20 protein-coding genes are annotated in these 21222 nt (G+C 69.3%); 5 read left to right on the forward strand and 15 right to left on the reverse strand.

The window, feature by feature from the left end; translation table 11 throughout:
* Nucleotides 1-20: 20 nt before the first annotated feature.
* From AB8M46_RS16730 to AB8M46_RS16750, 5 genes are read right to left on the reverse strand one after another with little or no spacing between them, the layout of a single operon-like run.
* Nucleotides 21-683, reverse strand: coding sequence for a hypothetical protein (locus AB8M46_RS16730; protein WP_233629594.1), 663 nt, complete (start codon nucleotides 681-683; stop codon nucleotides 21-23).
* Between the two features lie 30 nt (nucleotides 684-713).
* Nucleotides 714-1259: an NUDIX hydrolase gene (locus tag AB8M46_RS16735; RefSeq protein WP_394360663.1), complete on the reverse strand. Its 546-nt coding sequence runs from the start codon at nucleotides 1257-1259 to the stop codon at nucleotides 714-716.
* On the reverse strand, nucleotides 1256-2593 hold the full coding sequence (locus AB8M46_RS16740; protein WP_394360664.1) for a coenzyme F420-0:L-glutamate ligase: 1338 nt from the start codon (nucleotides 2591-2593) through the stop codon (nucleotides 1256-1258). Before AB8M46_RS16740 ends, AB8M46_RS16735 begins: the two co-directional genes overlap by 4 nt.
* Entirely contained in the window at nucleotides 2586-3584 is a 999-nt protein-coding gene (cofD, locus tag AB8M46_RS16745) for a 2-phospho-L-lactate transferase (protein ID WP_394360665.1), read from the reverse strand. The genes AB8M46_RS16740 and cofD overlap by 8 nt, the downstream gene beginning before the upstream one ends.
* Nucleotides 3581-4315, reverse strand: coding sequence for a GNAT family N-acetyltransferase (locus tag AB8M46_RS16750; protein WP_394360902.1), 735 nt, complete (start codon nucleotides 4313-4315; stop codon nucleotides 3581-3583). The genes cofD and AB8M46_RS16750 overlap by 4 nt, the downstream gene beginning before the upstream one ends.
* Nucleotides 4316-4368: 53 nt before the next feature.
* Between AB8M46_RS16750 and AB8M46_RS16755 the strand changes: the two genes are divergently transcribed.
* The 3 genes from AB8M46_RS16755 (at nucleotide 4369) to dapC (ending at nucleotide 6088) form a co-directional block, all read left to right on the forward strand.
* Nucleotides 4369-4569 carry a hypothetical protein gene (locus AB8M46_RS16755; RefSeq protein ID WP_037332209.1) on the forward strand — a complete coding sequence of 67 codons (201 nt, stop codon included), beginning with the start codon at nucleotides 4369-4371 and terminating at the stop codon, nucleotides 4567-4569.
* A 110-nt stretch (nucleotides 4570-4679) separates the two neighbouring features.
* Nucleotides 4680-5000, forward strand: a complete 321-nt coding sequence (fdxA, locus tag AB8M46_RS16760) for a ferredoxin (protein ID WP_016331413.1) — start codon at nucleotides 4680-4682, stop codon at nucleotides 4998-5000.
* Nucleotides 4997-6088 carry a succinyldiaminopimelate transaminase gene (gene dapC, locus AB8M46_RS16765; RefSeq protein ID WP_037332207.1) on the forward strand — a complete coding sequence of 364 codons (1092 nt, stop codon included), beginning with the start codon at nucleotides 4997-4999 and terminating at the stop codon, nucleotides 6086-6088. Before fdxA ends, dapC begins: the two co-directional genes overlap by 4 nt.
* Nucleotides 6089-6164: 76 nt before the next feature.
* On the opposite strand, the gene AB8M46_RS16770 is transcribed toward dapC, so the two are convergent.
* Nucleotides 6165-6773: a TetR/AcrR family transcriptional regulator gene (locus tag AB8M46_RS16770; protein ID WP_394360666.1), complete on the reverse strand. Its 609-nt coding sequence runs from the start codon at nucleotides 6771-6773 to the stop codon at nucleotides 6165-6167.
* Between the two features lie 79 nt (nucleotides 6774-6852).
* On the opposite strand from AB8M46_RS16770, the gene AB8M46_RS16775 reads away from it, so the two are divergent.
* Nucleotides 6853-8256 carry an FAD-dependent monooxygenase gene (locus AB8M46_RS16775; protein WP_394360667.1) on the forward strand — a complete coding sequence of 468 codons (1404 nt, stop codon included), beginning with the start codon at nucleotides 6853-6855 and terminating at the stop codon, nucleotides 8254-8256.
* On the opposite strand, the gene AB8M46_RS16780 is transcribed toward AB8M46_RS16775, so the two are convergent.
* The 3 genes from AB8M46_RS16780 to AB8M46_RS16790 form a co-directional block, all read right to left on the reverse strand.
* Nucleotides 8232-9200 carry a CHAD domain-containing protein gene (locus AB8M46_RS16780; protein WP_394360668.1) on the reverse strand — a complete coding sequence of 323 codons (969 nt, stop codon included), beginning with the start codon at nucleotides 9198-9200 and terminating at the stop codon, nucleotides 8232-8234. The two genes, AB8M46_RS16775 and AB8M46_RS16780, sit on opposite strands and share 25 nt — an antisense overlap.
* Before the next feature lie 310 nt (nucleotides 9201-9510).
* The gene (gene dapD / locus AB8M46_RS16785; RefSeq protein ID WP_350596926.1) at nucleotides 9511-10497 is read right to left on the reverse strand and encodes a 2,3,4,5-tetrahydropyridine-2,6-dicarboxylate N-succinyltransferase; all 987 of its coding nucleotides are present in this window, start codon (nucleotides 10495-10497) and stop codon (nucleotides 9511-9513) included.
* Between the two features lie 28 nt (nucleotides 10498-10525).
* The gene (locus AB8M46_RS16790; RefSeq protein WP_052120195.1) at nucleotides 10526-10921 is read right to left on the reverse strand and encodes a hypothetical protein; all 396 of its coding nucleotides are present in this window, start codon (nucleotides 10919-10921) and stop codon (nucleotides 10526-10528) included.
* A gap of 42 nt (nucleotides 10922-10963) precedes the next feature.
* Here AB8M46_RS16790 and dapE point away from each other — a divergent pair, with 42 nt between their 5' ends.
* Entirely contained in the window at nucleotides 10964-12037 is a 1074-nt protein-coding gene (dapE, locus tag AB8M46_RS16795; protein ID WP_394360669.1) for a succinyl-diaminopimelate desuccinylase, read from the forward strand.
* On the opposite strand, the gene AB8M46_RS16800 is transcribed toward dapE, so the two are convergent.
* The 6 genes from AB8M46_RS16800 to AB8M46_RS16825 form a co-directional block, all read right to left on the reverse strand.
* A complete protein-coding gene (locus AB8M46_RS16800) occupies nucleotides 12030-12917 on the reverse strand; it encodes an aminoglycoside phosphotransferase family protein (protein WP_394360670.1) in 888 nt (295 codons plus the stop codon). The genes dapE and AB8M46_RS16800 overlap by 8 nt on opposite strands.
* The gene (locus AB8M46_RS16805) at nucleotides 12914-14167 is read right to left on the reverse strand and encodes a helix-turn-helix domain-containing protein (RefSeq protein WP_394360671.1); all 1254 of its coding nucleotides are present in this window, start codon (nucleotides 14165-14167) and stop codon (nucleotides 12914-12916) included. The genes AB8M46_RS16800 and AB8M46_RS16805 overlap by 4 nt, the downstream gene beginning before the upstream one ends.
* An 85-nt stretch (nucleotides 14168-14252) precedes the next feature.
* On the reverse strand, nucleotides 14253-15308 hold the full coding sequence (locus AB8M46_RS16810) for a chitinase (protein WP_037332194.1): 1056 nt from the start codon (nucleotides 15306-15308) through the stop codon (nucleotides 14253-14255).
* Nucleotides 15309-15682: 374 nt separating this feature from the next.
* Nucleotides 15683-17269, reverse strand: coding sequence for a M28 family peptidase (locus AB8M46_RS16815; protein ID WP_394360672.1), 1587 nt, complete (start codon nucleotides 17267-17269; stop codon nucleotides 15683-15685).
* Nucleotides 17270-17359: 90 nt separating this feature from the next.
* Nucleotides 17360-19627, reverse strand: coding sequence for a M4 family metallopeptidase (locus tag AB8M46_RS16820; RefSeq protein ID WP_152610809.1), 2268 nt, complete (start codon nucleotides 19625-19627; stop codon nucleotides 17360-17362).
* A gap of 278 nt (nucleotides 19628-19905) precedes the next feature.
* Nucleotides 19906-21222, reverse strand: a complete 1317-nt coding sequence (locus AB8M46_RS16825; protein ID WP_394360673.1) for a helix-turn-helix domain-containing protein — start codon at nucleotides 21220-21222, stop codon at nucleotides 19906-19908.

Here is a 21222-nt window from a genome sequence, read left to right on the forward strand (position 1 = left end):
GCGGTTTCTCCCTGCTGGGGTTACTGGCTGGGCGGGACCACCTGGGTACGGTCGCCGCCGCCACCGGGTACGACCTGGGTGGCGTCACCGGAAACCACCTGCGTGCGGTCGGCGTTCGCGGGCGAGACGACCTGGGTGCGGTCGGCGTTCGCGGGGGAGACCACCTGCGTGCGGTCGGCGGCCGCCTGCTGCTGCGGGGACACGACCTGCGTGCGGTCCGCGTTCGGGTCGATCGGCGGCCCGGCCTGCGGAGGCGGCGGCGGGAAACCGGGCTGGGGCATACCGGGCGCGCCGAACGGGCTGGGCGCCGGGGCGCCGGGCGGCGGCGCGAAACCCGCCGGGGCCGGGGCCGGAGGCGGCGGGAAGCCGGGCGCCTGGCCGAAGCCGGGCTGAGGGGGCGGCGGGAAGCCGGGCTGCTGCTGCCAGTTGCCCTGCGGGGCGGGGCCGCCGGCGGGCGGAGGCGGCGGCGGGAAGCCCGGAGCCGGGCCGCCACCGCCGAAGTTCGGGTTCTGCGGGAAGGTCATCGGCGGTTTCTTCGCCTGGTTGACCTTCACGATGATCACCACGATCACGATGATGACGACGATGATCGCCAGCACCAGCAGAAACCAGCCGAAGCCTTCACCGTCACCGCTGCTGTGGACCCGGACCCGGTCCAGGTATGGCGTCAGTGTCGTCAGCATCATTCCCCCTTAAGAACGTCAGCCGACACCCTAACGGCCGGACGCCGCGGGCACGGCGGCTTCCACCAGTTCGGCGAGATCTTCCGACCCTTTCGGGAGGGAATTCACCGGCCACCAACGAAGATCGTCCGATTCGTCGCTTTGGACCGGTTGTGCCCCGCGGGGTGCGCGCACCACGAAACGCACGTCGAAATGCCGGGTCGGCACGCCGAGCGAGCACGTGATCGGGTGGACGTCGAGATGCACCGGAGCCGGGTCGATCACGAGGTCGTCGATACCGGATTCTTCGCGTGCCTCACGAAGGGCGGCGTCCGCGAGCGTCGCGTCGCCGGGTTCGCAATGCCCGCCGAGCTGCAGCCAGCGCCCGACCCGCGGATGCAGGGTGAGGAGCACGTTCTCCGCGTCGGCGTCGAGAAGGACGGCCGAGGCGGTGATGTGCCCGGCCGCGCATTCGCGGCGGCAGACGTCGTCTCGTGCGGCGAGGAAACCGAGATAGGCCTGGCGCAAGGATTCCTGGGCCGCGTCCGCCGGTCGCCAACCGGACAATGTGGACACGACGTCTTCGTGCAGGGTCACAGTTCGAGAAGTCCTTCACCGGGTTCGACGGGGCCGCGCGCGGGCGGGAGGGCGGCGGGATGGCCGATCGCGACCGCGCCGAGCGGTTCCCAGCGCTCGTCGAGGCCGAGGACGTCGCGCACGACGGCGGACGCGAAGATCGTCGACCCGATCCAGCACGAGCCGAGGTCTTCGGCGGCGAGCGCGACCAGCAGGCCCTGCACGGCCGCTCCGCCGGCGACGGTGAACATCGTGTGTTCACAAGCGTTCCGGCGGTCGTCGGGGTAGGTGTGCGCGCCCTCGGCGACGAGGAACGGCACCACGACCTCGGGCGCGTTGTACAGGATGTCGCCGCGGCTGAGCCGTTTCGCGACCTGCTCCGGCGTGAAGCCGTCGCCTTCGAGATCGGCCTGCCACGACGCCTTCATCGCGTCGAGAAGCTTGCGGCGCAAGCCTTCCTCGCGCAGCCACACGAACCGGACCGGCTTCGTGTGATGCGGCGCGGGCGCGGTCAGCGCCGTCCCGACCGCGCGGCGCAGCACCTCGGGATCGACCGGCTCGTCGGTGAACGACCGGATCGACCGCCGCGCGAGCACGGCTTCCCGGCGGCCCTGCGCGATGGATTCGTTGGTACCGAGGCGGAACAGGTCCTCCTCGACCGGCCGGAGCAGTTTCCTGGCGGTCGAGCCGTCGTCGGTGAGCCGAAGGCCGCGCACGACGGCGACCGGCGTCCCGCCGAGCTTGCCCTTCACCAGATCCGCCGCGGCGGCCAGTTCGTCGGCGATCGCCACCTCGGTGACGGCGAGTTCGTTGCCCTGGCTGTCGACCTCGCCCGCGTACGAATGCAGCACCCGCAGGCCGGACGCGCCGATCGCGGCGTCGGTCTGCCCGACCCGCCACGCGCGGCCCATCGTGTCGGTGACCACGACCGCGATCTCGACGCCGAGCCGCTCGCGCAGCCCGTTCCGCAGCGCGAGCGCGGACGCGTCCGGATCCGACGGCAGCAGCGCGACCTCACCGGAGGCCACGTTCGACGCGTCCACGCCGGACGCCGCCTGCACGATGCCGAGTTTGTTCTCGGTGATCACCGTCCGGTTGATCCGCGCGATCACGCGGACGGACTCCTCCTCGACGAGTTTGCGCCGGGCGGCGTCACGCTCCTCGGGATCGGACGGGACGCGGATCAGCATGCCCTCGGCCTTGGAGACGATCTTGCTCGTCACGACCAGGACGTCGCCCGAACGCAGCCACGGGGCCGCCTCGACGATCGCGCCGGTCAGGTCGTCGCCGGGCCGGAATTCCGGCAGGCCCTCGACCGGCAGGATCTCGATCTTCGCCGAAGCGTGGTCAGTCAACGGAAACTCCAGCCAGATCGAAGGCCGCGCGCACCATCGCCACGGTTGCGTCCACATCGGACATCAGCAGGGGCACGTCGCGGACGGCGACGCCCGGCACGTCGACGGTTTCGCCCTCGGCCACCAGCCAGCCGTCGAGCACACCGTCGGTGGATTCCTTGCGGGAACCGTAATGCCGCCCGACGGCTTCGGCGGAGGTCTCCACGCCGATCGCGCTCAGGCACGCGTCGGCCATACCGCGCAACGCCTTCCCGCCGATGATCGGCGAGACACCGACGACCTTGGCGCGCGTTTTCCGCAGCGCGTCGCGGATTCCCGGGACGCCGAGCGTCGTGCCCACCGAGACCACCGGATTCGACGGCGCGAACAGCACGACGTCGGCGGCCGCGATCGCGTCGAGCACGCCCGGCGCCGGCTTGGCCTCGTCGGCGCCGACGGCGATGATCGAATGCGCCTTCGGCTCGGAGCGGTAGCGCACCCACCACTCCTGGAAGTGGATCGCCTTGCGCTGGTCCGGATCCTCCGGATCGTCGATCACGACATGCGTTTCGACGCGGTCGTCCGACATCGGCAGCAGGCGCACGCCCGGCTGCCAGCGATCGCACAGCGCCTCGGTGACCTGGGACAGCGGATAGCCCGCGCGCAGCATCCTCGAACGGATGAGATGCGTCGCGATGTCCTTGTCGCCCAAGCCGAACCAGGTCGGCTCGGCGCCATAGGCGGCGAGCTCCTCCTTGACCGTCCAGGTCTCACCGGCGTGGCCCCAGCCGCGTTCGGTGTCGATCCCCCCGCCGAGGGTGTACATGCAGGTGTCCAGGTCCGGGCAGATGCGCAGACCGTGCATCCACACGTCGTCCCCGGTGTTCACCAGCGCGGTCACCTCGTGCGGCGATTCCGGCGCGGAACCCGTCGCGGGCAGACCCAGTGCTTGCTTGACCCCCAGCAGGAAGCGGGCCCCGCCCACTCCGCCGACCAAAATGACGACCTTCACGACGGGCGATCCTCGCACGTCCCCGGAGCGGGAGCCCAGTAGCGGTACCTGTGGTGCTCCGTACAGCCCAGGCTTTCGTACAGCTTCAGCGCGCCGGAGTTCGCCATCGCGACCTGCAGGAGCATCCCGGTCGCGCCCTGACCGGCGCCCCAGGCGCCCACGGCGTTCATCAGCCCGCGGGCCAGCCCCCGCCGCCGGAACTCCGGCCGTACCTCCAAACGGGCGATGTGCAGCCACTCGCCGACGACGGCTCCGCGCACCGCGCCGGCCGTGACGCCGTCCAGTTCCACGATCCCGAAGCCGACCTTGCCGCTGCCCAGGACGTGGCGCGGCGCCTCCGGCGGGTCGGCGCTGCCCGCCGTCATCTCCCACCATCCGGACGTCGGCTCATCGAGAATCACCGCTTCCGCCGAGGTCCCGCGCGAGAGCGGCCCGGTGAGCAGGCGAACCTCGTGCGCGGGCCGGTGTTCCACATAGTGGACCCAGCCGGAGGTGGCGAGATCGTCTTCGAGAGACGTGTTCTGGATCACCTGAACGACCGGCGGGATGGCATGATCGTGGGCGAAGTCACAGACCGCCCGCAAGGCGTCTGGCAGCGGTTTTCCCGGGTCACCGATCGCCAGGGCGCTGTTGGCCCGGGCGGTGAACCCGTCCGCCCAGCGGAGCCGCCAGTCACCGATCCGGCTCTCCAGCAGGGGAGTCCAAGCCCGGCTACAGGTGAGCTCGAGCATTTCCGCACTGTTCACGGTTAGATTGTGCCAAGGAAGGCAGTGGAGGGACCCCGATGAGCATCGCGCGCAAGGACGACAGGCACAACGAAGACCTGGTTCGCGAGATCTCCGACGGCTTCAACCGGGCGTTGGGCGCGGAAAAGGCCGTCGAGCAGGACGAGAAGGACGCAGCGGCGACGAAGCCCGCCGCGCCACAGTTCGTCATCACCGGGGACAGCAGGGCCACTCCGCCGCCACGCCGGAAGGACCGCTGAAGGCCCATACCCGGGGTATGGATAAGGGTGGCCTAAGCGGGCCGGTCGCGCCCGTGGGCGCGTAATGTCCGTTGCAGACTGGTGAAGCAGAGATAAAGCAGGAGTACGCAGTGACCTACGTGATCGCCGAGCCCTGCGTCGACGTGCTCGACAAGGCGTGTATCGACGAGTGCCCCGTGGATTGCATCTACGAGGGTGACCGCATGCTGTACATCCACCCGGACGAATGCGTCGACTGCGGTGCCTGCGAGCCGGTCTGCCCCGTCGAGGCGATCTACTACGAGGACGACGTCCCCGACGAGTGGAACGACTACACCAAGGCCAACGTCGACTTCTTCGACGAGCTCGGTTCGCCCGGTGGCGCCTCCAAGGTCGGCAAGACCAGTCACGACCCCGCCTTCATCAAGGCTCTTCCCCCGCAGGGCGAATGAGCCGGGTCGCTCTTCCCGATTTTCCCTGGGATTCCCTCGCCGAAGCCAAGGCGAAGGCCCAGGCGCATCCCGGCGGCATCGTCGACCTGTCGATCGGTACGCCGGTGGACCCGGTCCCCGAGAGCATCCGCGCGGCGCTCGCGTCCGTGTCGGAGATCCCGGGGTACCCGACCACACACGGGATCCCCGAGCTCAGGGCCGCCGCGATCGAAGCGCTTTCGCGGCGGCACGGCATCTCGGGTGTTCCCGAGGCCGCGGTGCTGCCGACGATCGGCTCGAAGGAGCTGGTCGCTTCGCTGCCGCGGCAGCTGGGCTTCGGCCCCGGTGATCTCATCGTCATCCCCGAGGTGGCGTACCCGACCTACGAGGTCGGCGTGCTGCTGGCGGGTGCTTCGCTGCTGCGCGCGGACAGCACGTTCGCGCTCGGCCCCCAGCGGCCTTCGATGCTGTGGCTGAACTCGCCGTCCAACCCGACCGGGCGCGTGCTCGGAGTCGACCATCTGCGCAAGGTCGTCGACTGGGCGCGGGAACGCGGCGTCGTCGTGGTGTCCGACGAGTGTTATCTGGCGCTGGGCTGGGAAAGCGAGCCCGTGTCGATCCTGCACCCGGACGTGCACGGCGGCTCCCTCGACGGCCTGCTGGCCGTCCATTCGCTGTCGAAGTCCGCGAACCTCGCGAGCTATCGCGCCGGATTCGTCACCGGTGACCCGAAGCTCGTCGCCGGCCTGCTGGAGATCCGCAAGCATTCCGGGCTGATCGTGCCGCGGCCGGTGCAGGAGGCCATGGTCGCCGCGCTGAAGGACGACGAAGCGCTTGCCGTGCAACGGGAACGCTACGCGCGCCGTCGGCTGGTGCTGCGGAAGGCGTTGCTGGACAGCGGTTTCGAGATCTCGCACTCCGAGGCGGGGCTGTATCTCTGGTCCACGCGCGGCGAATCCGCGCTCGACACGGTCGACTGGCTCGCCGGACGCGGGATCCTCGCCGCGCCGGGCACGTTCTACGGGCCGACCGGTGGGAACCACGTCCGGATCGCCTTGACGGCGACGGACGAGCGGATCGACGCCGCCGTGGAGCGGCTCACCGCCTGATTTCGGCGCGTTTCGTGCGCCTCACCGCGTGCCATGAAAGGTCCTTTCCTTGCAAATTTTGCAAGGAAAGGACCTTTCATGGCACGTCGCGACCGGTGAAACCCCGGTAGACGAACCGCGTCAGCGCCTCGACGGCTTCTTCTTCCGAGATCGCCGACGGGTCGAGCAGCCACGTGTGCGCGAAACCGTTGACCAACTCGGCCATCATCGCGAGCGTGACCTGCTCCGACGCCGGGAGTTCCATGCCCGCCGCGGTGATGTACCCGAGGTGGTCGAGGATGTCCGCCGCCTGGTCGGCGCCGAAGCGCGCGTAAGTGCGTGCGAACTCGTCGCTGACCATCGCGGCCTGGCGCAGCGCGAGCATCGTCGCGGCGTTGTCGCGGTGGAAGTTCCAGTACTCGCGGACATGCCAGCGCACGGCCTGCGGATCGGTGAAGTCGGGGATGTGCTCCGGTGAGGCCGCGTTGACGTCGCTCTCCGCCGCCAGATCCTCGAGAAGCGCTTCGAGCAGTTCTTCCTTGCTCGCGAAGTGGTTGTAGAACGAACCCGCCGCGCGTCCGGCCTCCGCCGTGATGTCGGTGATCTTGGCGTTCAGGTACCCCTTCGCCGCGAAAACGTGCTTCGCCGCCTCCTTGAGTGCGGCCTCGGTCTCCGCCGCCTTCTCCTTGCGGCTCATCGCCGTCATCGGCACCTCCTTGACACGGAAGGCTAGCAACGAGCATAGTGAATCCAGATTCACTGAATTCTAATTCACTGGAGGAGAGATGACCGAGGTGCTGATCGCGGGGGCCGGGCCGACCGGGCTCACGCTGGCCATCGACCTCGCGCGCCGCGGCGTCGGAGTGCGGATCGTGGAGAAGGCCGAGACGTTCTTCGAGGGCTCTCGCGGCGACGGCCTGCAGCCGCGCACGCTGGAGGTCTTCGAGGACCTCGGCGTCCTGGACGCGGTACTGGCCGCCGGGCAGCCGCCCGTGGCGATGAAGATCCATCTGGGCGGCGAGGTCGTCGGCGAGCGCTGGATGGCCGAGCTCGCCGAGCCGACGCCGGACGTGCCATATCCCAACGGCCACTTCCTCGGCCAGTCGCGGACCGAGGGCATCCTCCGCGAGCGGCTCGCCGAATTCGGCGTCCAGGTCGAGCTCGGCACGCCACTGCTCGGTTTCGAGCAGGACGCCGACGGGGTGACCGCCGAGCTGCCGGGCGAGCGCGTCCGGGTCGACTACTTCGTCGGCGCGGACGGGGGGAAGAGCTTCGTGCGCAAGGCGCTCGGGATCGCGTTCGAGGGCACCACCGACGAGTCGGTCCGCATGTTGCTGGGCGACGTCCAGGCCGAAGGGCTCGATCGTGCGTACGGGCACTGGTTCGCGAAGCCCGAGGATCCGATGTCGGGGATCGTTCTCACGCCGCTGCCGGGGGTGCCGCATTTCCAGTTCGGTGCGCCGCTGGGTGAGGAGGAGGTCGAGGCCTCGCTCGGCACGTTGCAGTCCCGGCTCGACGAACTGTCCGGCGGCGGGGTCCGGCTGCACGACCTCGCCTGGTCGACGGTGTGGCGGCCCAATATCCGGCTCGCGGAGCGGTTCCGTGACGGTCGCGTGTTCCTCGCCGGCGACGCGGCGCACGTCCACCCGCCGACCGGTGGGCAGGGGCTCAACACCGGCGTCCAGGACGCGTACAACCTGGGCTGGAAGCTCGCCGACGGTTCACCGGAGCTGCTCGACAGCTACGAGCCCGAGCGTCGCGGGGTCGCCGCGCGGGTGCTGAAGATCAGCACCGAGATCCTCGAGAAGTACAAGGAAGGCACCGAAGACGCGCACGAGCGCGGCGAGAACACGCGTCAGCTCGACATCGGCTACCGCGGTGGCCCACTCGCGCCCGCGGCGACCGGCCGGATCCGGCCCGGCGACCGCGCCCCGGACGCGCCGCTGAAGGACGCGAACGGCAAACCCGTCCGGCTGTTCGAGCTGCTGCGCGGCCCGCAGTCGACGCTGCTGGTGTTCGGCGACGGTCCGGCACCCGAGGGCGCGCGGCGGATCTTGCCGCCGGGCAGCGCACTGTCCGATGTGGACTTCGAGGACGTGGGCGGGCACGCTTTCGCGGCGTACGAAGCCGTGAACGGGCGGCAGGTGGAGATCCGCCCGGACGGCTATATCCGCGGGCTCACCGCCTGAGCGGCCGCGTCGACCTCAGCCCAGACGTCGCGCCATACGGCACGGACCTCGGCGCGGCGCAGTAGTTCCTTCTCCGCCACCCGGCCCGCGATGAACGCGACTTCGGCGTCGACGGACGCCACCACGCCACGCATCCGATCCGCGGCGACGCAGGCGTCCTGGTGCTCCCCGAGGACGGTCTGGAAGTTCTTCGTGGCCTTGATCAGCCGCTGGATTCGTTCCGCTTGCTTCTTCTTCGCCGCGGGCTTGGCCATTTCGGCGGCGTAGCGGAGTTTCTTGCTGTAGATGCGAAGCGCGTGAAGGTCGTCGTCCGGGGGATCGGAGGGAAGCGCCTTCACGGCCTTCGCGAGCTTTCGATGCGGCTTCGCGAGACCGGCGACGAGATCGGCCGAGGTCTGGGGGCTTTCATCGGCTTCCTCGGTGGCGGGCTGCCGGGCGAGACGGCCGATGTCCTGCAGCATCGAGGCGTACCGGGGGCTGGCGAGCGCCCGGGTGAGCCGCCGCTTCGCGACACCGCGTTCGGTGACGAACTTCGAGACCAGACGGCGCGCGGCGGGCTGGTCGCGCACCTCGAATTCGGCGACGACCTCGCGAAGGTGCCCGATCAGGACGTCGTAGTCGCGGACGTCGCCGAGGGACTGGCCGAGCCAGCCGAGTTCGGTGCGCACGGGCTCGGCGTCCGGGCCGACGAGGCGGCCCGAGAGTTTGAGGACGCTCCGCATGCGGCGCAGCGCGACCCGCATCTGGTGGAGGTCTTCGGGATCGGCACCGGATTTGGTGCCCGGTTCGTGCGCGAGGAGGGCGCGGATCTCGACGTCGAGTTTGACCCGGACGTGGGTGGCCGCCGGATCGCCCGGCCCCGCTTTCGCGGGCCGGTCGCCGAGCCCGAGCGCGGCAGGAGTGGTCGAAGGGACGTTCTTGCGCGGCAGGGTCTCGGCTGTCACAAGATGAATTCTAGGTGAACCGGCAAGGTGGTCCAGGCCGTGAGAGAAGCAAGGGACCTTTGCTACCGCCCTCCGGGGGAGAGTGGTAGCAAAGGTCCCTTGCTCTCTTTCTCTGGCTTCGGCCTTGGTGACTGTGTGGGTTTTGGGTCATCCAACGCACCAAAATCCACACGGTGGGCCAGTGTCGCTACGCGGGGTGAGGGGTGTGTGGAAATAGGGACACTCAACGTCTCTGTTTCCACACACCCCCCTGCCGTCCGCCCGGTCCCGCCTGGGCGGTAGCAAAGGTCCCTTGCTCTCTTTCCGCAGGTCAGTTGGCGTGCAGGGCCGCGTTCAGCTCGATGCCGACACCGGTGCGCGCGACGACCTCGACGGCGCCGGTCCCGGAGTTCCGCCGGAACACCGCACCCGAGATGCCGGACAGCTCCAGCGCCTTCACGACCTTGCCCTCGAAGGTCACCTTCGTGCCGGCCGTGACGTACAGGCCAGCCTCGACGACCGAGTCGTCGCCGAGCGAGATGCCGACGCCGCCGTTCGCGCCGATCAGGCAGCGCTCGCCGATCGAGATGGTCTCCTTGCCGCCGCCGGACAGCGTGCCCATGATCGACGCGCCGCCGCCGACGTCGGAGCCGTCGCCGACCACGACGCCGGCCGAGATCCGGCCTTCGACCATCGAGGCGCCGAGGGTGCCGGCGTTGAAGTTGACGAAGCCCTCGTGCATGACCGTGGTGCCGTTGGCCAGGTGCGCGCCGAGGCGGGCGCGGTCGGCGTCGGCGATGCGGACGCCGGTCGGGACGACGTAGTCCACCATCCGCGGGAACTTGTCCACGCCGTAGACGGTGACATTGCCGCGCGCCCGCAGCCGCAGCCGGGTCGCCTCGAAGCCCTCGACGGGGCACGGCCCGTGGTTGGTCCACACGACGTTCGCCAGCAGGCCGAAGATGCCGTCGAGGTTCGCGCCGTGCGGCCGGACCAGACGGTGCGACAGCAGGTGGAGGCGCAGGTAGACGTCGTGCGTGTCGCCGGGGGCGTCGGCGAGCCTGGCGATGGTCGTGCGGACCGCGACGACCTCGACACCGCGGTCGGTGTCCGGGCCGAGCTGGGCGGCGGCGGCCTCACCGAGGGCCTCGGAGGCCTCCTCGGCGGTCAGCCGCACCGTGCCGGCCTTGCCTTCGGTGCCGTCGATCAGCTTGGGCAGCGGGAACCAGGTGTCCAGCACCGTGCCGTCGGTCGTGACGGTGGCCAGTCCGACGCCGGTGGCGCCGGTCGTTTCGGGGTCAGGGGTCTGCTCGCTCACGTCCTGAACGGTAACCCAGTGACCCTCCTCAGCCGCCGACGAGGCTCTTCACACTGGTCAGCGCCGTCGCCATGTCGCCGAGCGCCTGGCCGCACGGGCCGCCGGGAGCCGCCACGTCCTGGCAGTTCGCGGCGCGGAAGGCGGCGATCGGGCGGTCGAGGACGTCGGCGTGCGACGACAGGTCCGGGCGCCGCTTGCGGATGCTGCCCGCGGCGCTGGAGAGTTCGGTGACGTACTTCTGGCAGCCCTTGGGCGATTCCGTTCCGGGCGCCAGGTAGCACTGGTCGGTCGTCAGCGCCTTGAGCTTGATCGGCAGCACGTCCGGCCCGGTGCTCTGGGTCGGACGGACCTTCACCGGGACTTCGCCCGATCCGCAGCCGCTGAGTACCAGGAGGAGGGCGACCAAGATCGTTCGCATGCGCACTCCTTCACGGTAGCCCCGGGCGCCCGGCGGTACGGTGCGGGCATGCCTTCGCTCGATCTGCACGCGGACCCCGTCGACCTCACCGCCGCGCTGGTGGACATCTTCAGCGTCTCGGAGGAGGAGAAGGTCATCGCGGACACCGTGCAGGCCGCGCTCCAGGCGCAGGCGCCGCATCTCGAGGTGATCCGCAACGGTGACGCGGTCCTCGCCCGCACGAACCTCGGCCGTCCGTCGCGAGTGCTGATGGCCGGGCATCTCGACACCGTTCCGGTCAACGAGAACATGCCTGTGCGCCGCGAGGGGACCGGTAACGACGAGATCCTGCACGGGCTCGGCACCGTCGACATGAAGAGCGGCGACGCCGTCTTCCTGCATCTCGCCGCAGCCCTCCGGGAGCCGAAGCACGACGTCACCTTCGTGTTCTACGACTGCGAAGAGATCGAAGCGACGAAGAACGGCCTCGGGCGCATCGAGCGTGAGCTGCCCGAGTGGCTGCGGGCCGACCTCGCGATCCTCGGTGAGCCGTCGAACGGGGGAATCGAGGGCGGTTGCCAGGGCACGATGCGGATCGAGATCCGCGTCGAAGGCGCCCGCGCGCACACGGCGCGCGGCTGGATGGGCGTCAACGCGATCCACGGTCTCGCCGAACCGCTGCGCAGGCTGGCCGAGTACACGCCGCGAGTGGTCGACATCGACGGCTTGACCTACCGCGAAGGGCTCCAGGCCACGAAGATCGGCGGCGGGGTCGCGGGCAACGTGGTGCCGGACGAGGCCGTGCTCACGATCAACCACCGCTTCGCTCCCGACAGGAACGGCGAGCAGGCCGAAGCGCACCTTCGCGAGCTCTTCGAGGGCTACGACGTCAAGGTTGTCGACTTGTCGCCAGGAGCGTTGCCTGGGCTGAGCGCTCCCGCGGCGGCCGAGCTGGTCGCGGCGGCCGGCGGCAAGGCGGTCGCGAAGCTGGGCTGGACCGACGTCGCGCGCTTCGCGGCTCTCGGGATCCCTGCGGTCAACTTCGGACCCGGCGACCCGACGCTCGCGCACACCCGCCAGGAGAACGTGCGTGCGGGCGAGATCCGGCAGGTCGCTTCGGTGCTGCGAGCGTTCCTCAGCTAGCCAGGGCGAGGAATTCGTCGAGAGCCGCCTCCGGGCCGCCGTAGGTGAGGTGCGAGATGGCGAACATGGGGGCGATCACGCGGCTCCAGGCGTACAGCCGGTCGCCGTCGAGTCCGCACGCGGCCGCCACCACCTGACACCGGGCTTCGACCCCCTCGCGTCCGGCGCCGCCCACCACGTAGTCGACGGCGTCGAAGCACGGATCACCCACGCACGCCTTCGGATCGATCGCGATCAGGCCGCGCGGGCCGCCGTCCAGGACGTTGCCGAGATGCAGATCGCCGTGGAGCAGTACGACCTCGGCCTGCGTGTCCAGCAGCCGCTCGCAGCGCTCGATCGCCCGCCGCCAGGTGGCCGGGCCGACCCGGGCGGCGATGTCCGGTTCGGTGACCCGGCGGCCGATCCGGTCGAAGGACTCCTCGAACCGGCCGCGCAGGCTCCACGGCCAGCCTTCCGGCGGGGCCACGGAGTGTAGGGCGGCGAGCAGCTCTCCCCATCGCCCCGGCAGGGTCGATGACGGCAGGTTCTCTGCTTCGGTGCCCGGCTGGATCTCCTCCAGCACCATCGCACCGGCGTCCGCGTCGGCGGCCAGGACGGCGGGCACCCGGCCCGACGGCGCGAACACCCGCAGCATTTCGAGCTGTTTGGTCAGCAGCGGCCCGTCCGGGCTGAGTTTGAGCACCGCCGGTGTCCCGTCGGACCACCGGCAGCGGAGGACGACGGACGAGGCCCCGCTGTCGAACAATTCGCCGAGCGCGAAGTCCCATCGGGAGGCCAGGCGTTCGGCGAGGGCGGGCACACCGGCGAGCCACCCTTCGGCATCGGCGCCGAAGCGCCCGACCAAACGGGTGCCGATGTCGTCCAAGTCCACTTCGGTCACTGGGAAACGTCCTCCTCGGCTCCGAGAAGGAGCAGTCCACGCCGCAGTAGGTCCGCGGCCTCTTCGAAGCGCCCCTGATCGCGAAGGAGCTCTCCCGCCTTGTCGATCGAAGCGGCCAGGACACCGCGAGCGTCGTGGAGGGCCGCTACGTCGATGGCGTGCGCGAAGCCCGCTTCGGCTGCTTCGAGGTCTCCGCGAGCCAGCGCCAGCGACCCTTGCTGGAACACGAGGGACGCGAAGAGCGGTGAGTCCGCGGAGATGGCTTCAGCCGCTTCGGAGAGTAGACCGGCGGCATCGTCGAGACGACCGAATTCGCGGCAGACGTCGGCGAGCTCCAGCGTGACGGCGTGATCGGGCGCGGCCGCGCGTGACGCGCGAAGGTCCGCGAGAGCGCCTTCGAGGTCGTCGGCACGCCGGACCAGCGCTCGCGCGAACAGGCACCGGGCCAGCACCGGCCGCAGGGCACGCTCGTGGAGCAGGTCGTGCAGCGCCGACACGGCGGCGACGGCGTCGGCCACCCGTCCGTCACCGAGATACGCCTCGGCCAGCCGACGCTGGTTCTCGGCGAGTTCGGTCAGGATCTCCTCGTCGCCGCGAGCCAGCCGCAGTGCCTCTCCCGCGTGATGCGCGGCCTGGACGGTCTCGCCGAGACGGAGCTGCCCGTCGGCGAGGTACGCGTGCAGGGTCAGCAGGAGCACCGGATGCGGATGACGGTCGAGGCTCGCGTCGAGCGCCGTCCGGAGCAGGTGCATCGCGTGGTGCGGCTCGCCCCGGCCGACCAGGACGTTCGCCCGCAGCGCGGAGGCCAGTCCCCGGTACGCCGGGATGTCGTTCGCGAGCGCGGTTTCGGCGGCGGCCACCAGCCGGGGCCGGGTGTCGCCGTGGGCGGATCGCGCGAGCCACAGCCAGGCGAGTCCGGCCTGGCGGTCACGGCCGATCTCCTCCGCCCGCCGCGCCAACCGTCGCATCTTCGGCGCCGAACCGTGCCCCGCCAGGAAATCCACCGCGGCCGCCGCGATGTCCAGGTCGAGCCGGACGTCGTCGCGCGGCGAAGTCACGCCCAACAGCTCACCGGTGTCCACACCGAGCCGGGTGGCGAAATGGCGCACCGCGTCGCCGGACGGGGTCCGCGCACCCGTCTCGACGGAAGAGACGTACGCGGCGGTGTAGTGCGGCTCGGCGAGCTCGCGCTGGGTGAGGCCGCGTTCGGCGCGCAGCCGCCGCAGTCGTCCACCGACCTCCTCGTCCATACCCGAGAACGATACGGGCGACCGCGGCAATACTGACTCGTGAGTGGTAAGGAGGGTTGGAACCGTCCTTACCACTCACGAGGCTTCAGCGGCCCTGCAGGGATTTCACGTTCTGGCCGAAGGTCCAGTTCCGCGAACCGTCCCAGTTGATCGACCAGGTCATCAGGCCCTTGAGCGAAGGAATGCTGCGGTACGCCTGGGAAACCAGGCTCGGCGACATGTAACCGCCACCCGCACCCGCCTGCGCCGGCAGGCCGGGGGCCTGCTTGTCGAAGGGGACGCGGATCGTCTGGCCCTGGATCACCAGGCCCTTGTCGAGGCAGTTGGTCTGCGCGACGAAACCCTGGACGGTCCCGGCCTGGTACGAATCGCCGGAGCAGCCGTACATGCTTCCGTTGTAGTACTGCATGTTCAGCCACCACAGCCGGCCGTTGTCCGCGTACTTCTTGATGATCGGCAGGTACGCGCCCCAGATCGAGCCGTAGACGACGCTGCCGCCGGTGACGTACGCGGTCTCGGGCGCCATGGTGAGCCCGAAGTTCGGCGGCATCGCGGCGAGGACGCCGTCGATGATGCGGATGAGGTTCTTCTGCGACGCGGAAAGCGTATTGATGTTCCCGCTGCCGGTGAGGCCGGTTTCGATGTCGATGTCGATCCCGTCGAAGTTGTACTTCTTCAGGATTGGCACGATGGTCGCGACGAATTTGTCCGCCACGGTGGCCGAATTCAGATCGATGCCCGCGGTGGCACCGCCGATGGACATCAGGATCGTCGCGCCCGCGTCCTTGGCGGCGCACATTTCGGACGGGGTCGCGACCTTCACAGTCGCGTCCATCCCATCCTCCCATTTGGCCGTTCCGTCGGACAGGATGACCGGAAAGGCAGCGTTGATCACGTTGTACCCGTTGGCTTTGATCCGGGCGTCGGTGATCGGGATCCAGCCCAGCGGCGGATGGACGCCGTTCGAAGCGCCGTCCCAGTTCTCCCAATAGCCTTGCAGGACCTTGCCCGCCGGCTTCGATTTGACCGCGCAGACCTCGGCGTCGGGCGAGGCGTGTGCCGGGCTCAGTACGACGAGTGTGGTGACGGCGAGTACCGCCGCGCCGGTGATTGCGAGCAGCCGTGAGACGCGACCGAACATACCCAGCTCCCATCTCGAAAGCGGTTTGAACGAACAGGAAGCGGCCGTTCGGCTCAACATAGGTCGCGGTGCCCGGCCCCCGCTACCGACGATCGGGTGGTCTAGACCAGATATCGAAGAGTTGCCCGAAAATCCCTCTCACGCACGAGGGCCATCTCACGAGGCCGGGTGTCCTCGTGAGATGGCCCTCGCCATTCGGATGGTCAGGAAGTGTCTCGCACAGTGAGGCTGGTCAGGCGAGGACACGTGCGCGCGTTCTTTCGGCCGGAGGCCTCGGGTTTACGGAGGCGGGCCGCTGACATGGCTGAGTGAGTGATCATCCGATGCCGCGGCCCGGCTACGGAAACCCGACAGCGCGCCTTGAGAGACACAGCTCAGACGGTGATGGTCCAGCTGTCGAGCGTGCCGGTGTCCTGCGCGTAGGCGTCGTAGATCACGAGCGTCCAAGTGCCGGAAGCGGCTTCGTTGGTCACCGGGACCGAGTAGTTCCGCGTGCCGAGGTCGGTACACGGAAGGGAACCGGTGGGCTTGACCGAGTACGTGCTGCCGTCGGGCGCCTTGAGGCTGATCCGCAGATCCTCGGAGCAGGTGTGCGTTCCGGTGATCGACACCTTCACCGGCGACGTCGCCGTACCCGTCGCGCTGGACGTGATCGGGCTGTTGACCGTCGCGTAGTCGTTGAGCGCGTAGTCGGTGCCGTTGGTGAACGTGCGCACGCTGACGTCGCCGACGGTGAGCGTGTACTGCGCCGTGCGGTCCACCGAGGTCCCGTCACCGGTCACGGTGATCGTGCTGGTGCCGTTGGGGGTGCTCGCCGACGTCGCGATGGTGAGCGTCGAAGAACCGCCCGACTGCACCGAAGCGGGGTTGAACGTCGCGGTGGCTCCGGCGGGAAGGCCACTGGCGCTCAGCGAAACCGCTTGTGCCGCACCGGAAGTCGTCGTGGTGTTGACCGTGACGGTCGTCGACTGTCCAGCTTGGACGGTGCCGGAGGACGGGGACAGGCCGAGCGAGAAGTCGGGGCCCGTCGACGTGCCGACGGCGAGCTTCCAGAGCGCGTAACCGATCGCGTCGCTGTTCTTCTCCAGCGGGGTGTCCGGGATGTTGGACAGCGTGTCGCACGCGCGGTGGTAGCAGCTGTCGAACGCCTGCCCGGCGGTGCCGCCCCATTTCTGTTGCTGCGCGGAGCTCTTCGTGTAGCCGGCGCCGGTCGCGAGACCGCCGACCGGGATACCCGCGCTCTTGAACGACGCGTGGTCCGAACGGCCGTCGCCTTCGGTGTCGCCCTCGGTCTGGATGCCGATCGTCCGGAAGTACTCGTCGAACACCGCCTTGACCGAGGCCACGTCGTCGTAGACGAAGTAGCCCCAGTTGTCGGAGCCGATCATGTCGAAGTTCAGGTATGTCTTGATCTTCGTGCGCTCGGTCTGCGGCAGGCTGTTGACGTAGAACTTGGAGCCGCGCAGGCCGGACTCCTCATCGGCCCACCAGCCGAAGCGGACGCGCTTGGCCATCGCCGGGTTCTCGCGGGCCAGCGTCAGGGCGACTTCGAGGATCGAGGCCGAACCCGAGCCGTTGTCGTTGATACCGGGACCGGCGCTGACGCTGTCGAGGTGCGCACCGAGCATGATGACCTGGCTCGCGTCACCCTGCGGCCATTCCGCGATCACGTTCTGGCTCGAACCCGCGCAGCTCGAACAGGTCTGCAGCGTGACGTTGTAGCCGGCGTCGCGCAGTTTCTGTGCCACATAGGACACCGATGCCGGATAGCCCGGCCGCCCGGAGGCGCGGTTGCCGCCGTTCTGGTTGGCGATCGTCTGCAACGCGCTCAGATGCGCCTTGACGTTGGCGAGCGAGATGTCCGGTGCGGCGGTGGTGGTCGCCTGCGCGGGCGCGGCGACGACACCGAGTACGGCGGCCATGCCGACGACGGCCGCTCCTATTCGCTTTCCCCACTTCATGCCGGGGTGTTCCTTTCTGGAGGGGTTTGCGTGAAGGACTCCTTCCCTCGGCTCAGCCGAGGGAAGGAGTCCTTCACGCGCGAGGTGGAGCTAGACGGTGATCGACCAGCTGTCGAGCGTGCCGGTGTCCTGCGCGTAGGCGTCGTAGACCACGAGGGTCCAGGTGCCCGCCGCGACCTCGTTGGTCACGTTCACCGAGTAGTTCCGCGTGCCCAGGTCGGTGCAGGGCAGGGAACCGGTGGGCTTGACCGAATACGTGCTGCCGTCGGGCGCCCGCAGGCTGATGCGGAGGTCCTCGGAGCAGGTGTGCGTACCGGTGACCGTCACCTTCACCGGGGACACCGCGTTACCGGTGGCGGTGGAGGTGATCGGGCTGTTGATCGTCGCGTAGTCGTTCAGCGCGTAGTCGGTGTCGTTGGTGTACGTCCGCAAGTCGCCGCCGGTGCCGACGGTCAGCTTGTACTGAGCGGTGTGCGTGCCGCTCGCCGCGGTGCCGGTCACCGTGATGGTGCTGGTGCCGTTGGGGGTGCTCGCCGACGTCGCGATGGTGAGCGTCGAGGAGGCGCCGGACTGCACGGTGTCCGGGTTGAACGTCGCGGTCGCCCCGGCCGGGAGGCCCGAAGCGGTGAGCTTCACCGACTGCGCCGCACCGTTGACGGTCGCGGTGTTCACCGTGACGGTCGCCGATTCACCCGGCTTGACCGAACCGGACGCCGGGGTGACGCCGACCGAGAAGTCGGGGCCGGACGGCGTGCACGAGGTCGGCTCGCCGGTCGCCGCGGTGACGCTGATGGCGTCCCACGCCGCCTTGGTGGTGTTGAACTCGGTGCAGGAACCCGGGTACAGCGCGAGCGCCGCTTCCAGGGTCGCCTTGCGGGCGGCCTTGTGGTTCCAGCTGGAGGTCTTCTTCAGCAGGCCGTTGTAGAAGATCTTCGCGGCCTTTTGGATGCCGATCCCGGTGATCGAGGTGTTGTTGCAGGTCGGGCTGGCCGGCTTGCCGACCGGCGCGGTGCCCTCGGCGAGCAGGTAGAACCAGTGGTTCTGCGGGCCCGCGGCGGCGTGCACCTCGGTGTTCGGGATGGACGACGTGTAGCAGTCGGGGTTGCCGGAGATCCTGCTCGGCTTGTTCATGTAGCGGATCGGGCCCTGGCCGACCAGGTTCACGCCCTCGCCGACGTCGTAGTCCGGGACGTCCTTGGCGTTGTTGGCGTAGTGCTCGGTGATGGCGCCGAAGATGTCACCGGTGGACTCGTTGAGGCCGCCGTTCTCGTTGCCGCTGCCCGCGCCGCCCGGCGTGGTCTGGAAGATGGCGTGGCCGTACTCGTGCGCGACGACGTCCATCGGGGTGGCCTGACGCTGGTTGTCCTGCGAGTGGCCGAAGGTGGTCGACGAGCCGTTCCAGTAGGCGTTGACCTGGTTGAGGCCGACGTAGGCGGGGAAGCCGCCGCCGCTGCCGTTGATACCGTTGCGGCCGAGCCATTCGCCCAGCATCTTCCACTCGGTCTGGACGCCGAAAAGCGTGTCGACACAAGCGGTTTCCAGGTCGGTGCCGGAGCCGTTGCCCCAGTTGTCGTCCGGTCCGCTGTAGGGCGAGCCGTTCTGGCGGGCACAGCTGATGTTGCTGCGCTGCGGGTCGCGCATCGTGTACGTGCCGCCGGAGTTCGTCGTGTCGATGGTGACGTTGCCGACGTAGTAGCTGTTCCCGGCGCCGAGCGTGCCGAGCTCGTTCGACGTGGACTTCTTCGCCGCGGTCGGGAAGTTCGACATCTTGACGTCGTCACGGGTTTCGAGCACCGCGCCGGTGGCGCCGTCCACGAACACGTGCAGGTTGCTCGGTGCCGTCGCCTTGGTGCCCGCGACGACGACCTCGTAGGCGAGCTTGGGGGAGTTCCCCGCCAGCACGACGAGCTTCGGCGCGACCACGCTGTCTACTTTGGACAGCTGGCCGCGGGCGACCTCGGTCGCCTTCGCCGCGGAGATCCTGGCCTTGGTGTCGACCGAGATCGTCGCGGTCTCCGCGGCGCTGGTGCCGCGGACGCGCCCGGCGCCGTCGGCGACCACCACCGCGTCCCCGCCGACGACCGGCAGGCCACGGTAGGTTCGTTCGTAAGCGGCGTAGAAGAGTCCTCCGCCGCCCTGGGTCAGCCCGACGCGACGGAAGTCCTCGTTGGCTCCCCTTCGCAGGTGATCCACTCCGGCCGCGGCGGCCTGGTCGGCCGCGCTCGCGGCCACGGCGTCGGGGCTCGCGGGCTGGATGGTGGCGGTGGTCGCGTTCGCCGGGGTCACCGGGAACGTCATGCTCAGGGCAAGGCCGGCGACGGCCGCCAACCCTGTTCTGAGCCCTCGCTGAACGGTCATGTGAACCTTCCATGGGCAGGACCGTGTACCCGGACGGCCAGTGGCGCGGCGGGGAATGCGACCGGGGCGGGTACACGGCGGGGGGACGGGGAGCGTGCCCATTCGGATAACTGGAGTTATCCCGATGGACACGTCCGAGTAAAGGAGCCGCTCACAAGGCCGTCAATGGGCCGGATGGCCTAGCGGAGCGGACGAAGATCCACATGCGAGGAATAAAATCCCTGTGTAGTAAGAGTTTTTCCCGCCATGTGCGATATATGGCGACTTTCGTATGGTTTTCAGTCCGCCGGCCCGGAATCGGACATAGCGGCCGCGCGTACACCGCGCCGATAGGCCTCCGCCGCTTTTTCGATTAATCCGCGGGCTCGCAACGTGTCGCCCAAATGCAGTGAGGTGGCGACGAGTGCGCCGCGCAGTTCGGACTTTTCCTGTGCGGTGGCGGCTTCTTCGAGCAACGCGGTCGCCGCGGGCAGATCACCTCGGGCGCGGGCGATGAGTCCCAGTAACCGGAGAAGCTCGGCCTTCGCCTCGATATCGGGGGATCGATCCAGAAGCGGCCGGATCCCTTCGGCGAGTTCGGCCGCCTCGTCGAGTTCCCCTTGGCGGCGGCGGACGTCGGCGAGCTCGATCGTCGCGCCGAGTACGCCCTCCCGCGACCCGGCCTTGGCGAGCAGATCGCGAGCGAGCCGGAGTTCGGCATGCGCCTCCTCGAGTTTTCCCAGCCGTCGCCAGAGGAAGCCGCGGGCCCAGCGGCTCCGGGCGGCGTCGCGGTCGTAGCCGATCGACGTGAACAGCCGCAGTGCGCGCGAAAGGTCCTTCTCCGCGCGGTCGACCAGACCGATCTCCTGCCACAGCTGCGCCGCCTGCCGGTGGTAGCGCGCGGAGATGTCCTTGCGGTGGGCGGAAGGAAGGACGCGTCGGCCTTCTTCGGCGGCCCGTCGCGCCCGGCGCAGCGCGCCCATTTCGATGAGCGGATGGATCAACGCGGTCAGCAGCGCCAGTTCGGCGTCCGGATCGCTCGTGCCGGTGGCGCGGAGTTCGGCGAGCGCCGTTTCGACGAGCGCGACCGACGCGCCCAGGTCGCCCGACAGCGCGCGGCAGGCGGCCAGCCGGTTGACGATCATCGCGCGCAACCGGGGCGAAGCGGCGTCGGCGAGCTCCATCGCGTGCGCGAAACCCTTGTCCGCCAACGGGATGTCGTAACGCTGCCACTGGACCTCACCGAGATAGAAGCGGGCGTGGCACTGGACGTCCGGCAGCCGGTACTCGGCCGCACGTCGCTCCACACGGGAGAATTCGCGCTCCGCCGCTTCGAGCCCGCCCTTCTGCAACTCGCGATACGCGGTTTCGAGGGCGTCGGTGAGTTCGTCGGCGGCGCCCGGCGGCCGATCGAAGCGGAGCTCGTCCGGTGTGAGGCCGAGCCGTCTGGCGAGGTGGGAGAGCACGTCGTCCGAGGGCAGGCGTCCGCCCGACTCGACCTTGGCGAGGAAGCCGCGGTCGTAGCGGGGCTCGGCCAGCTCGCGCTGGGTCAGCCCGCGTGCCCGGCGCAACCGCCGGATCCGCGCGCCGAGTGGTTCTGCCCCGCTGGACGGCAC

Origin of the sequence: Amycolatopsis sp. SB7-3 (genome assembly GCF_041021335.1) — a bacterium.
GTDB lineage: Bacteria > Actinomycetota > Actinomycetes > Mycobacteriales > Pseudonocardiaceae > Amycolatopsis > Amycolatopsis japonica.